Origin of the sequence: Pseudomonas sp. W2Aug9 (genome assembly GCF_023127755.1) — a bacterium.
Lineage (GTDB): Bacteria > Pseudomonadota > Gammaproteobacteria > Pseudomonadales > Pseudomonadaceae > Aquipseudomonas > Aquipseudomonas synxantha_A.
Window position 1 is genome coordinate 46,570 of the sequence record NZ_SPKL01000029.1, and the last position, 13,316, is coordinate 59,885.

Sequence of the window (13,316 nt, forward strand, 5' to 3'; positions counted from 1 at the left end):
GGCGCGACGCCCGACCATGGTTGTGCTCAGTGGTGATGAGCCGGCGTTGTTGGGGTCACTGGATGGCGCTTTGCTTGCGCTGGAGCGCCAGCTGGTGCGCAGGTATCCACACCACCTGCAACCGTCGCAACCTTCTGGCGTATGGGAATTACGGGCGGCATTGGCGGCCCGTTATACCTCGTCGCCTAGCCATTGCTGGCAGGCCGACGAGGTGTATATCGGCGCCGATCTTCAGGGCGTACTGCAAATCCTGATCGACACGCTTGGCCTCGAGGGTACGGTGGTGCTGGCTGAATCGCCCTGCGATTACCTGGTCTTGCGCCTGTTACAGGGCGCTGGCGTGCGGGTTATCGAACTGCCCTGGCACGCCGATGGCAGCTTCGACTTGGCCACGTTCGAGCACCTGCTCAAGCACGAACCGGTACACCTTGTGCTGCTGTCCTCCGTGGTCAGCATGCCCTCGGGTAATGCGCTGACGCTACCCGAACGGCTGCAAGTAGCGCATTTGCTGGAGCGGCACGCCTGTTGGTTGCTGGAGAACGACACATTTGGTGAGCTGAGCTTCGTGTCGTCGCAAACGGCTTTGCGCAACCTGGTCAACCCGCAGCGGCTGATTGTGTTTTCTTCGTTCGAAAAGGTGTTGGGGCCAGAAGCGCCGTTTGGGTACCTACTGACGCAGCAAATGGGCAGTGAGTTGCAGCGCCAGTTTTTGCTGCGCTCATTTCGACTTTCATCCATTCGGCAACGCGCCATTGCTCGGCTATATGAGAGCGGGCGGTTGGATCAGCACCTGCAGACGTTATGCCAGCGCCTCCAGGAACAGGCGCAAGCCATGAGCCATCGGTTGGATGTGCATATGCAAGGGCGTGTGAGTTATCGAATGCCTATCGCCGGGGCAAGTTTCTGGTTGCAGTCGGTGGCGCCGGTGGATATGCGTCTGGTGTTCCAGCGCATGCTCGCCCAGCAGGTCGTGATTGCGCCGGGGGAGTTGTTCAGCCTCTTAGGCTTGCATCACCAGCATATGCGCTTGAGTCATACGTTCAGCGGCCACCCCAATCTGGATATTGTCCTGAATGCGCTGGCTCAGGCGCTGCTCCAGGCACAGACCGATTAATGTGTGAAACTTCTCTCCGAATTGTGGGATCGATAACATCGCTCAGTAGTCCAACTCTGAGTAAACTGTCATTTTTTCCGAATCCTTATTTTCCGAGGTTTATGCATGACTATCAGTCCTTTTGCGGGCAAACCGGCACCGGCTCAGTTGCTGGTGGATATCCCGCGACTGGTCACGGCCTATTACACCGGCCAGCCTGATGCAGCAATCTCTACCCAGCGTGTAGCCTTTGGTACCTCCGGGCACCGAGGCAGTTCGTTCGAGCTGAGCTTCAATGAATGGCATGTGCTGGCGATCAGCCAGGCGATCTGCCTGTACCGTGAAGCCCAAGGCATCACAGGGCCGTTGTTCGTTGGCCTGGATACCCATGCATTGTCCACGCCGGCCGGTGCCAGTGCCCTGGAGGTGCTCGCTGCCAATGGCGTGCACGTCATGCTGGCTGAGGGCGATGAGTACACACCGACCCCGGCGATTTCCCACGCCATCATTTGCTACAACCGCGGCCGCACCAGCGGCCTGGCGGACGGCATTGTGATCACCCCGTCGCACAATCCGCCGCAGAGTGGCGGCTACAAGTACAACCCGCCCAATGGCGGCCCGGCCGATACCCACGTCACCAAGTGGATTGAAGCCAAAGCCAATGAACTGCTAGCCAACAAGCTTGCTGGGGTCAAGCGCATCACCCATGCCCAGGCGCTCAAGGCGGACACCACTCATCGCCATGACTACCTCAACAGCTATGTAGCCGACCTGATCAATGTGATCGATATGGACGCGATCCGTAGCACTGATCTGCGCCTGGGCGTTGATCCATTGGGCGGGGCGGGGGTGCGCTACTGGTCGGCGATTGCCGAGCACTACCGCCTGAACCTGGAGGTGGTGAACACCGAAGTGGATTCCACCTTCCGCTTCATGAGCGTGGACTGGGATGGACAGATCCGCATGGACCCATCCTCCAGCTACGCCATGCAGAGCCTCATTGGTCTCAAGGAACGTTTTGACGTGGCGTTTGCCTGTGACCCGGATCATGACCGTCACGGTATCGTCACGCCCTCCGGCGGCCTGTTGGCGCCGAACAACTACCTGGCGGTGTCCATCGATTACCTGTTCCAGAACCGTCCTGATTGGCGAGCCGATGCTGCGGTGGGCAAGACCGTGGTCAGCAGTGGCCTGATCGATCGCGTGGCTGCACGTATGGGCCGGCGCCTGTATGAAGTGCCGGTGGGCTTCAAATGGTTTGCCGATGGCTTGTTCGAAGGCTCGTTGGGTTTTGGCGGCGAAGAAAGCGCTGGTGCTTCGTTCCTGCGCAAGGACGGCACGGTCTGGAGCACTGACAAGGACGGCCTGATCCCGGCCTTGCTCGCAGCGGAAATGACCTCGCGCAAGGGCCAGGATCCCAGCCAGATCTACCGCGGCCTGACCGATGCACTCGGCGAACCGTTTGCCATTCGCGTGGATGCCAAGGCGACCCCGGCGCAGAAAGCCCTGCTGGGCAAGCTGTCGCCGGAGCAGGTGACGTCCACCCAATTGGCCGGCGAGAGCATCCAGCAGATCCTCAGCCATGCCCCGGGCAATAACCAGGCGATTGGCGGCTTGAAGGTCATGACTGAAAACGGCTGGTTTGCTGCGCGGCCATCGGGTACCGAGGACATCTACAAGATCTACGCCGAGAGCTTTATCGGCGAAGAACACCTCAAGCAGCTGGTGGAAGAGGCGCAGGTGCTGGTGGACGGCGCAATTTCCCAGTAACGGTGTAGGAGGGGGCTTGCCCCCGATAGCGGTGGGTCAGTCACAGATGTGTTGACTGGCATAACCTCATCGGGAGCAAACTCCCTCCCACATTAGATAGCAGCATGATGCAAGATCAGGCCAGGTCGACCAGCACGATCTCGCTGTCCTCGATCGCCGTCACCCGCAACACTTGCTCATCCTCAACGGCCACGCCGTCTCGCGCCTGTGCGCGCAAACCATTGACTTCAATTACGCCGGTTGCCGGCACCAGGTACGCCCGGCGTCCGTTGTCCTGCCGGTATTCGGCGCTTTCCCCAGCTTTCAGGTTCGCCGCCACCAAGCGTGCATCGGCACGAATGCGCAGGCTTTCACTGTCGCCAGCCTTGCCGCTGGCCAGCGTCACAAAGCCTTCACGATTACCTTGCGGAAACGGCTTGGCACCCCAGGACGGTGGCAAGCCGGCCTCATTCGGGATGATCCAGATCTGGAAGATCTTGGTCGGGGTGGCTTCCAGGTTGTACTCGCTGTGCGCGATCCCGGTACCAGCGCTCATCACCTGTACATCGCCCGCCTCGGTGCGGCCTTTGTTGCCCAGGTTATCGGCATGGCTGATTGCGCCTTCGCGTACGTAGGTGATGATTTCCATGTCGCGGTGCGGGTGCTGGGGGAAACCGCTGCCAGGCGCGATGATGTCGTCGTTCCATACCCGCAAATTGCCCCAGTGCATACGCTCGGGGTCGTGGTATTCGGCGAATGAAAAGTGGTGATGGGCGTCGAGCCAGCCATGATGGGCGCCGCCGAGGGTGTTGAAAGGTCGAAGTTCAAGCATGATCGTCTCCTGTGAATGAGCCCATCATCCAGCAGCGCATGATCGATAAAAAGCGTAAAAAATGCCTGATTCCTATCCATCAATTCGATCATTTAAACCTGCTTCAACTTTCACTTCATCGCCTAACTACATGACCGTAAAGCAATTGGCTGGAACTGAGCGTCGATTCCGGCGACCATGGCGGCCTTGTCAAAGCCAAGCTCATCGCAGGAGTCCGCGTGCCGCAACAAAAGCCTGATCTGCCCCCTGAACTGCGCCCCTTGGCTGAAATGCCGTTATTGAAGCGGCTGGCCGCTCGCCTGTTCGGCCATGGCCTCACCCGTTTGCGCGCGCAGCACCGGTTTTCCTGGCTGCATGGCCAGGCCGACGGTTTTCGCAATGGGCATGAAGCCGGTGTGGAATATGGGTATCGCGAGGGTAAGGCCGATGGTCTTGAAGAGGGCCGGCAAGTCCTGTTGATTCGCGACTTTCGCCCTGATGAGCACCGAGCGCCCGGTGTGGATGACAGCCTGTTCGACGATTGGCGATTGCCGCTCACCGCCGATGTGAAGAAGCGCATGAAGGCGGATGTGGCGCGCCTGCTGCCAGCCCACGCGCAGCCGAGCACAGCGCAGTGGAAGATGATCTTCAGCGACACGCCCTCGACCTCGGTGATTGCGGGCGCCGGCGCAGGTAAATCGACCTCCCTGGTGTTGCGTATCCTGTTGCTCACCCATTACCTGGGTTTTGAGTTGAGTTCGATGACTGTGGTGACGTTCACCCGCGAGTCGCGCAAGGACTTCATCAACAAGCTCATGGAGATTCTGAGCCTGTGGGGCCAACCCCTTGACCTGAAACAAGCCCAGGCGGTGGTGCGTACGTTTCACTCGCGCATCCTGCCGATGGTGCGCAGCCTGCCGGGTTTTGAACGGCTGCAAGCCTTTGAAAACCTCAGTGGCGGCTTCGAAGACGCCGATAGCAATGCCTTCGATCTACGTATCAGTGATGCCCAGCGCCAACATATGAACGCCTGTTATCACCGTTTGCAGGGGCATTATGCGCGTTTTCGCGAGTTGATTGCGCCGCTGGCTCGCCAGGGCCTGCAGCTCAAGGAGCTTGAGCGCGATCATCCGGACGTGCAAAAGCGCATGGCCGTGACCGAGTTGGCGGCCAAACGTGATGAAGAACTCTGCGACGTGATCGAGGACCTGTGGTTCCGCGCGGGCGCCTGGCCGATCAAAGGCATCGAACCCAGCCGTCAGACTTTTGAAATCAACGGTGCCAAGTTTCATTGTCACGGCTATATCCCGCAGTTGGATGCCTGGGTCGTATTGGGTTTCGATGCGCGGGAAAACGCGGGGATCAGCCGCCCAAACTCAAAACTATCGGTGCGCGCAGAGTGGGCGGTAAAGCGCACCCTGTTTCAAGCTTTCTGCCATAAGCCGTTGATATGGCTTGATAACTACGATTCATCCAAGCGCCTTTTAAGCAGTCTGGCCGGCGAAGCCACGGCCGGGCCGGGCTTTGATTACAAGGTCAAGGGTGAACTCGCCTCGGCGCCGCTGCTGGACAGTTTTGTCATGGCGGCCGGGTTTATCGAGAACCTCGGGCTGGACGTACCGACGGCCGTGGGCCAGATGAGCTTCGCCAAGGATGACCCGGATCGGTTGTTCTTCGAGGCCTTGAGCATTTTCTGGAAGGCCCTGGAAGACCACCTGCTCGATCAATCACCGCCGATCATGACCTACAACCGAATGTTTTCCCTGTTTGGCGAAAATACCCCGGAGAACCTCAAGCTGCTCAGTGATCCCTTGCTGCGGCCGATGTCACACCTGATGATCGACGAATTCCAGGATGTATCGCCGCAGATTGTCTCGTGGATCCGTGCCACGCTGCGGGAAATCCGCAGTCGCGGCCCGGCCATGCACGTCGGGCGTGGGGCGCAACGCTCATCCTTGCTGTGTGTCGGCGATGACTGGCAGTCGATTTATGGCTGGCGCGGCAGTTCGCCCAAGTACTTCATGGCATTCAACCAGGAATTTGTCGCACCGAGCACCACTCGCGTGATGCTGGGCGAGAACTACCGCAGCCACCAACACATCATCGACGCGGCCGAGCATATCGTGCGCACCGCACCGGCCATCCCCGGCAAGAAGGCCAAGGCCAGTGGCGAGCCCAAGGCATTGGTGCCGGTCACCGTGCTGGAGCGCGACGACGCGGCGCTCGGCCGGCGGTTGCTGGAGCATTATCAACGCGGGGATACGGTCTTGATGCTTTATCGAAAAAGCAGCGATAAGTTGCTGATTCAAGAGCATATTCAGTCTGTTGTTAATGTGGATTCTAGCTTGCCGATCCACGAGCGCCGTCTGAAACAGCTCACTTACCACAGCGCCAAGGGCCTGCAGGCCGATGCAGTATTTCTGCTTGGGGACTGCCAGCATCTCACCAGCTCGCCCTACAAAAACCAGGTCTACCGCATGGCGGGCTTGGGCAAGGAAGGTGACAGCGAGCCGTACGACAATGCGCAAAAGGACGAAATACTACGGCTGGCCTACGTCGGTATTACCCGAGCGGTCAGCCACTGCTACTGGTATGTGGAAAAGCCGGAGGGCCAGGGTGTAAACGTGCCCAGGGCTTCCGAGCGGGTGGATGGCAAGAAAGCGTTTTTCGACGATCAGCGCTGAACCTTCAGCTGACACACAGCAAAATGTGGGAGGGGCTTGTCCCCTCCCGCATCAGGTAATCGGCGGCTGACAAATACTATTCAGGCCCGCAACGACAACGGCGGCACAAAACACTCCAGCTCATCCTCCACGGCCTCGATAATGCGCTCCACATCAGCGGCGTTCATCACTGTGGCGCAAGGTATGCCGGCGATGGCGATCAATGTTTCACCGCTGGCGCGGTCGAACAGGCGGGCGATCATGCTGCCGGGGGCATCCATACTCCCCTCGAAGCCCATCGGATGAAAATGCCAGCGCATCAACTGGCACGCATTGGGAAAAGTCACTTTGTTCATGTTGCCCACCTTGTTCATTGAGCGCTTCCTTTAGCTCGCGGCAGGGGTCAGGACCTTCGTTGGTCAAGACGGCGAATAACTTAAAAATAGCATTCGTTCGCAAGTACAAGGTGAGTTTTTCGGCCCCGTTCGGCGGTTCTTTTACCTGATTTTGATGTGGATCATGTCCTACAGCAGATTAGGCAAAAGGCCATTACTTCGAATGGTCGTCTGGCCATTGTGGGGGGCGGGCAGATTTAGGCAATCTCAAGCATTTTGTTCGCTGTGCTGGCGCAGGATTCGACTTGCTCCCGATGGCGGCCTCAGGGCCGACCAGGGTGCTGGATCAGCCGAGTACATATCCGTTGTTTGGGTAACGGCCACTATTGGTTCCGCTTTTACAGCGGGTCACTTTCGAAAAGCGCGAAAGTAACCAAAGCGCTCTTGCCCCACCACTCGGCACCTCGCTTAGGCTCGGTGTGCCCGTAATCCGCCATGGATTTGGGGGGCCGCCGCCACGCGCCATCCATGGCGCGGGGCGGCTAAACCGGCATCCCTGCCGGTTTACCCCCCAAATCCCTGTCGAATTCCGGCCAGCGTGGTTTGACGGGGCGCTTAAGATCAAGATCAAAAGCAGATCAAGGTCAAGATCAAGAGCGGCTCGCTTCGCATCGTGGTTACGTTGGCTGCTATCAAGTTGTGCAACGTCGGTTTATATCGCACCGGACGTAATTGACACTTTTCAGATAATTAACCGGCCACTGGTTAAATAAATAATGGCGTCATGATTAAGACATTTTCTGTCAACTATTCCGAATGGAAAGAAGGGGTGTCACTGTGAGAGATTTCGGCCGCAACACGTAACACTCTCACATAACTGATTATCAACAGGTGACTTATATGTCTTCCATAGAAAGCCTTCCAATCGGCGGTACATGGACCCAGTCCGAGTTACGTGGCACAGACCAGCGCGAACGCCTGGAGGCCAGGCGCGGCGAGCCTTCAGTGCTGGTCGGCGGGGCAGGCGGCGACCAACTGGTGGGGCGTCAGGGTGCCAATACATTCAAATATGAAAAAAGCACCGACTCCCTCAGCGATGATCCGGACACGATCCTGAATTTCAATCCGAAAGAAGATGAGATCGATGTGTCCCTGATGTTAAAGGACCACGCTATATCGGCAATCAATATTCAACCAGGCCCGCCTGTGGAGGTGGGCGATGTGCAACTGAGCCACGCGTTCGGCGTGAGTACATTGACTATCAAAGTCAATGCCGAAGGGCCGAACTTTTCCGTACGCGTTGATGGTGTAAATCTGTTGCCGCAGCATATTAATTTCTTCCATTCGGATTAAGCCTACGGGTTCTCCAGGTCATGCCCCAGCGACTGGATAAACAGTGAAAACAACTCGGGCTGTGACGAGATATCGAGCTTGGCGTAAAGGTGCCTGCGGTGCACTTTGACCGTGTCCGGCGAGATCTTGAGGCGTTCGGCCATGGCCTTGGAGGAAAAACCCCGCAACACCAGGCGAGCGATTTCCAGCTCGCGGTCCGACAGTACACCACTGCCGAAATGACTCAGCGCGTCCCGAATCTGGCTGTCTATTGCCGGTGCTCGCTGAGTGCTTTGCTGCCAGTGCTGCTGCATCAATGGCAGCACCCAAGCAGCCAGTGTGGTCAACAGCCCGGTTTCCTCAAAGCTGAAGCGTCGCTGCATACCCAGGGACAGTGAAAGCGTGCCCGTGCCGGGCAATTGCAGGATCAACTGCACTTCGTCTTCCAGCACGTTGTCGTGGAAGTAGTTGAGGAAGTACTCACTCTGGCGAAAATGGTCCGGCGCCACTTCCTCCAGGCGGTACACGCCGCTGGCATAGTTCTCGCGGCACGCCTGGTAGAACGGATCGAGCAGGTACAGACCGTTGAGGTACACCAGCATCGACGCCGGTTTGCTGCTGGGCTGGGCGTCGTACTCCTCAAGGGCCTGGGGCGGGCCGTCCAGCGGGTAGAAAATCGCCAGGGCGTTATCGAAGGGCAGGCATTGGTGCAATAACAGCACCAATTGTTTCCAGAACCGTTCGGTGCCGATTTGTGACAGGGTGCGCCCCAATCCCGCGTGCATGCCGATTTCCCGGAACAGGCTCATATCACTGGCTCCCCTCAAAAGATCGGCCAAGGGTTCGGCTTTTAGCCGGTACCGTCAAGGGGAGTACGCCAATAGGGGAATTGGCCTACCGGCCCGCCAGCCGATAACGTCGTCACTATTCAACGGGAAGCATATCCCGCACACACACATCATTTTTCGTTTCTGCCTCACACCAAAAACAACGACAGAGGATAACGATATGAGCGCTACCCCCACGCCCGATGGCGTGCTCAAGCCCACCTTGAGCGTCTTTGATGTAGTGGCTATCACCGTTTCTGCGGTGACGCCGGCCAGTTCCGTATTTGTGATCGCCCCGTTCGCCATTCAGCAAGCGGGCAGCGGCGTGTTCCTGGCGTTTGTGATGGCCGGGTTGCTGGCGTTGATGTTCGCCTTCTGTTACGCCGAACTCGGACGCGCCCATAACAGTGCCGGTGGCGAGTATGTGTATGCCAAGCGCGTGTTTGGTGGCATGGCAGGCTACGCCACGTTCCTGACGGTGCTGGTGATGTTGCTGTTTATCCCGCCGGTATTGGCGACTGGTGCGGCGACTTATCTGAATAATGCCTTGGGTACGAACTTCGACTCCCAAACTGTCGCCCTGGTGATCGTGGTGTGCAGCTACGCCCTGGGCATTCTCAATATCAAGCTCAATGCCTGGATTACCGGCACCTGCCTGCTGTTGGAAGTGGCAGCGTTGCTGGTGATTGTGGTGATCGGCTTCGGCAACCCGGTGCAGCCGGCCAGCGTATTGTTCCAGCCGCAGATCGTCGAAAACGGCGTGTTGCACCTCGCGCCCTGGGCCCTGGTGATCGGTGCCGTCGGTATTGGCCTGTTCTCATTCAATGGCTACGGCCCGGCGGTGTTGCTGGCTGAAGACATGAAATGCGGCGGCAAGGGGGTACACAAGGCGGTGCTGTGGTCCCTGGGGTTGGTGGTGGTGATCGAACTTGTGCCAATCACCGCACTCTTGATCGGCGCGCCGTCCCTGAGTGAGATGATCAGCAGCCCCGACCCCATTGGCTATCTGTTGACCAGTCACGGTAATGAAACCCTGTCGCGGTTGGTCAGTGCCGGGATTTTCCTGTCGGTGTTCAACGCAATTGTGGCCATTGTCATCCAGATCGGCCGGGTGGTGTTCAGCAGCGGACGCGATGCACTGTGGACGCCGAGTATCAACAAGCTGTTCACGCGGATTCATCCGCGCTGGGATTCGCCGTGGCTGGCTACGTTGTTCCTGGCGATTCCTTCGGCGCTGTTGAGTTTCAGCTCGAACCTGGCGGATCTGACGTCGTTCAGCGTGTTGCTGATCATGCTGGTGTACCTGGTGGTGGCGCTGAGCGCGCTGATGAGCCGGGTGCTGCTGCGTGATCGCGAACATCCCTATCGCATGCCATTGTGGCCGTTGCCGGCCGTGCTGGCGGTGCTCGGCGCGGGGTATCTGTTAGTGATCTTGATCCTTGAGGCGTCGATGCGCGACATCATGGTCATTATCGGCTTGCTGGCGCTGTCGGTGATTTTGTATTGCATCAGTGGCCGGTCGAGTCCGGTCTTTCAGAAATTGTAAGGAGTGGGTATGCGCGCACGTCAATTGGGTATCACGCTGGGGCTGGGCACGCCTGGCGAATTGAATGCCATCACCGATGTTCCCGGGGTTCGCGTCGGCCACACCACGCTCAAGACGCGTGTCGACGGCAAGCAGGTGCGTACCGGCGTGACGGTGGTCCAGCCACGCGCCGGTGAGGCCCGGCATCAACCCTGTTTTGCCGGGTACCACGTGCTGAACGGCAATGGTGATGCCACCGGCCTTGAGTGGATCAACGAGGCCGGATTGTTGACCACGCCGATGGCCATCACCAACACCCACAGCGTCGGGATCGTGCGTGACACCTTGATCGCCCTGGAGCGCGAACGCCTGCAAGACCCCGCGGTGTACTGGTGCATGCCGGTGGTCATGGAAACCTATGACGGCCTGCTCAACGATATCTGGGGCCAGCATGTGCAACCTGAGCATGTGCGCCAGGCACTCGACCATGCCGAAACCGGCCCGGTGCAGGAAGGCGCCGTGGGCGGCGGCACCGGGATGATCTGCCATGAGTTCAAGGGCGGCATCGGCAGCGCATCCCGGCGCTTGTCGGCGGAGCAGGGCGGCTGGACCGTCGGCGTATTGGTGCAGGCCAACCATGGCAAGCGCCAGGAGCTGCGGGTCGATGGCTACCCGGTGGGCCGACATTTGATGGACATCACTTCGCCCTTTGCCGAGCAGGGCACGCCCGGCATGGGGTCCATCGTGGTGGTTATCGCCACCGACGCGCCGTTGCTGCCCCATCAGTGCCAACGCCTGGCGCAGCGGGCGTCCATCGGTATCGCACGCACCGGTGGCGGCACCGAGGATTCCAGCGGTGACTTGTTTCTGGCCTTTGCCACCGGTAATCAGGATTTGCCGCAGGCGGACTACGGGCGCAAGGACCTGCCGCTGCGTACCGCGTTGCATATGGTCAATAACGATCATATTTCTCCACTGTTCAGCGCGGCGGCGGAGGCAGTGGAAGAAGCAATCATCAACGCGATGCTGGCAGGGGAAGACATGACCACACAGGCGGGTGTCCAGGTGCCTGGCCTGGCCGGCGAGACCCTCTTGGCAGCATTGCACAAGTGTGGCTGGAGTGTGCCCCGGCAATAGGGGACACTGCACTTTAATAGTGCAAGTAGTGGCTATTTAATGCCGCTAATGACACCGTGACAATATATTGGATCCATTACTCAAGTGCGCCGCTCAACTTGGAGCGGCTTTACTGCTATTTAATATTTAAATAATGCGGCGCTCGAATTCGGCGGGTAAAAGCAAGCGTTCCCAGTAAACACTGCGTGGGACTTCCTCAAGTTGTACCTGTGTCACATTTTTGCTGTGGAAATAGATGTAGACGAAAGATTTCAAGTTGTGTCAGTTTTCTTACGCCTTCAAAAGAGGTGAGTGATAGGACTATCCTCGCCCGCGAGGTTCCTATCGAACAAAGACTGATGCACTTGCAAACAAGGAAGTACGTTTATGTCAAAAGTAAAAGACAAAGCTATTGTATCTGCCGCGCAAGCCAGCACTGCTTACTCGCAAATCGATAGCTTCAGCCATTTGTATGACCGTGGCGGTAACCTCACAGTCAATGGCAAACCGTCCTACACCGTGGACCAGGCAGCGACCCAGCTGCTGCGGGATGGCGCCGCGTATCGGGACTTTGATGGCAACGGCAAGATCGATCTGACCTACACCTTCCTCACCTCGGCTACCCAGAGCACCATGAACAAACATGGCATCTCAGGGTTCAGCCAGTTCAACGCCCAGCAGAAAGCACAGGCCGCACTGGCCATGCAATCCTGGTCGGATGTCGCCAACGTAACCTTTACCGAAAAGGCTTCCGGCGGTGACGGTCACATGACCTTCGGCAACTACAGCAGCGGCCAGGACGGCGCCGCGGCCTTCGCTTACCTGCCCGGCACCGGTGCAGGCTACGATGGCACCTCGTGGTACCTGACCAACAACAGCTACACGCCGAACAAGACCCCGGACCTGAACAACTATGGCAGGCAGACCCTGACCCACGAAATCGGCCACACCCTGGGCCTGGCTCACCCTGGCGACTACAACGCCGGGAACGGCAACCCGACCTATAACGACGCGACCTATGGACAGGACACGCGTGGCTATAGCCTCATGAGTTACTGGAGCGAGAGCAACACCAACCAGAACTTCAGCAAAGGTGGCGTCGAGGCTTACGCTTCCGGCCCGCTGATCGACGACATCGCCGCGATCCAGAAGCTCTACGGTGCCAACCTCAACACCCGCGCCGGCGACACCACCTATGGGTTCAACTCCAACACCGGGCGTGATTTCCTCAGCGCAACATCCAACGCCGACAAGCTGGTGTTCTCGGTATGGGACGGTGGCGGCAACGACACCCTGGACTTCTCTGGCTTCACTCAAAACCAGAAGATCAACCTCACTGCCACCTCGTTCTCCGATGTTGGCGGCCTGGTCGGCAACGTGTCGATCGCCAAGGGCGTCACCATCGAGAACGCATTCGGCGGTTCGGGCAACGACCTGATCATTGGTAACCAAGTCGCCAATACCATCAAGGGCGGGGCCGGCAACGACCTCATCTACGGCGGCGGCGGTGCGGACCAACTGTGGGGCGGTGCCGGCAGCGATACCTTCGTGTACGGTGCCAGTTCCGATTCCAAGCCAGGGGCTGCGGACAAGATCTTTGACTTCACCTCCGGTTCCGACAAGATCGACCTGTCGGGCATCACCAAGGGTGCGGGCTTGAGCTTCGTCAATGCGTTCACCGGCCATGCCGGCGATGCTGTGCTGAGCTATGCCTCGGGTACTAACCTGGGCACCTTGGCCGTGGACTTCTCCGGGCACGGCGTGGCGGATTTCCTCGTCACCACCGTTGGCCAGGCAGCCGTCAGCGACATCGTGGCCTGATGCACGGCGCGGCGCCTCGGCGCCGCGCTCCAGGATGGAGCTTT

At 58.6% G+C, this 13,316-nt stretch carries 10 protein-coding genes; 7 read left to right on the forward strand and 3 right to left on the reverse strand.

The features are described 5' to 3' along the window. Window positions 1-1,114, forward strand: a 1,114-nt coding sequence (locus tag E3O56_RS19030; protein WP_248128774.1) for an aminotransferase class I/II-fold pyridoxal phosphate-dependent enzyme, incomplete at its 5' end; no start/stop codon positions are given. 105 nt (window positions 1,115-1,219) lie between these two features. Further along, complete coding sequence (gene pgm, locus E3O56_RS19035) at window positions 1,220-2,863, forward strand: phosphoglucomutase (alpha-D-glucose-1,6-bisphosphate-dependent) (protein WP_248128775.1); 1,644 nt, start codon at window positions 1,220-1,222, stop codon at window positions 2,861-2,863. A gap of 115 nt (window positions 2,864-2,978) precedes the next feature. On the opposite strand, the gene E3O56_RS19040 is transcribed toward pgm, so the two are convergent. After that, on the reverse strand, window positions 2,979-3,674 hold the full coding sequence (locus tag E3O56_RS19040; RefSeq protein WP_248128777.1) for a pirin family protein: 696 nt from the start codon (window positions 3,672-3,674) through the stop codon (window positions 2,979-2,981). A gap of 218 nt (window positions 3,675-3,892) precedes the next feature. Here E3O56_RS19040 and E3O56_RS19045 point away from each other — a divergent pair, with 218 nt between their 5' ends. Beyond that, window positions 3,893-6,337: a UvrD-helicase domain-containing protein gene (locus E3O56_RS19045; RefSeq protein ID WP_248128779.1), complete on the forward strand. Its 2,445-nt coding sequence runs from the start codon at window positions 3,893-3,895 to the stop codon at window positions 6,335-6,337. Between the two features lie 80 nt (window positions 6,338-6,417). Here E3O56_RS19045 and E3O56_RS19050 read toward each other — a convergent pair whose 3' ends face one another. Further along, entirely contained in the window at window positions 6,418-6,690 is a 273-nt protein-coding gene (locus E3O56_RS19050; protein ID WP_005788459.1) for a DUF1652 domain-containing protein, read from the reverse strand. Between the two features lie 861 nt (window positions 6,691-7,551). Here E3O56_RS19050 and E3O56_RS19055 point away from each other — a divergent pair. Then, complete coding sequence (locus E3O56_RS19055; protein ID WP_032875250.1) at window positions 7,552-8,004, forward strand: M10 family metallopeptidase C-terminal domain-containing protein; 453 nt, start codon at window positions 7,552-7,554, stop codon at window positions 8,002-8,004. A gap of 2 nt (window positions 8,005-8,006) precedes the next feature. Here E3O56_RS19055 and E3O56_RS19060 read toward each other — a convergent pair whose 3' ends face one another. Continuing rightward, complete coding sequence (locus E3O56_RS19060; protein ID WP_005788457.1) at window positions 8,007-8,792, reverse strand: LuxR C-terminal-related transcriptional regulator; 786 nt, start codon at window positions 8,790-8,792, stop codon at window positions 8,007-8,009. Between the two features lie 199 nt (window positions 8,793-8,991). Here E3O56_RS19060 and E3O56_RS19065 point away from each other — a divergent pair, with 199 nt between their 5' ends. The 3 genes from E3O56_RS19065 to E3O56_RS19075 all read left to right on the forward strand — a co-directional run bounded on the left by E3O56_RS19065 (window position 8,992) and on the right by E3O56_RS19075 (window position 13,272). Beyond that, a complete protein-coding gene (locus E3O56_RS19065; RefSeq protein WP_032875251.1) occupies window positions 8,992-10,356 on the forward strand; it encodes an APC family permease in 1,365 nt (454 codons plus the stop codon). A 9-nt stretch (window positions 10,357-10,365) separates the two neighbouring features. Then, window positions 10,366-11,472, forward strand: a complete 1,107-nt coding sequence (locus E3O56_RS19070; protein ID WP_103735198.1) for a P1 family peptidase — start codon at window positions 10,366-10,368, stop codon at window positions 11,470-11,472. Window positions 11,473-11,838: 366 nt separating this feature from the next. Next, the gene (locus E3O56_RS19075; RefSeq protein ID WP_005788454.1) at window positions 11,839-13,272 is read left to right on the forward strand and encodes a serralysin family metalloprotease; all 1,434 of its coding nucleotides are present in this window, start codon (window positions 11,839-11,841) and stop codon (window positions 13,270-13,272) included. Window positions 13,273-13,316 lie beyond the last annotated feature (44 nt).

Bases quoted from the DNA above. Each gene is read 5' to 3' on its own strand.
- pgm (WP_248128775.1), top strand. From the start codon at position 1,220: ATGACTATCAGTCCTTTTGCGGGCAAACCGGCACCGGCTCAGTTGCTG.
- E3O56_RS19040 (WP_248128777.1), bottom strand. From the start codon at position 3,674: ATGCTTGAACTTCGACCTTTCAACACCCTCGGCGGCGCCCATCATGGC.
- E3O56_RS19050 (WP_005788459.1), bottom strand. From the start codon at position 6,690: ATGAACAAGGTGGGCAACATGAACAAAGTGACTTTTCCCAATGCGTGC.
- E3O56_RS19055 (WP_032875250.1), top strand. From the start codon at position 7,552: ATGTCTTCCATAGAAAGCCTTCCAATCGGCGGTACATGGACCCAGTCC.
- E3O56_RS19060 (WP_005788457.1), bottom strand. From the start codon at position 8,792: ATGAGCCTGTTCCGGGAAATCGGCATGCACGCGGGATTGGGGCGCACC.
- E3O56_RS19065 (WP_032875251.1), top strand. From the start codon at position 8,992: ATGAGCGCTACCCCCACGCCCGATGGCGTGCTCAAGCCCACCTTGAGC.
- E3O56_RS19070 (WP_103735198.1), top strand. From the start codon at position 10,366: ATGCGCGCACGTCAATTGGGTATCACGCTGGGGCTGGGCACGCCTGGC.
- E3O56_RS19075 (WP_005788454.1), top strand. From the start codon at position 11,839: ATGTCAAAAGTAAAAGACAAAGCTATTGTATCTGCCGCGCAAGCCAGC.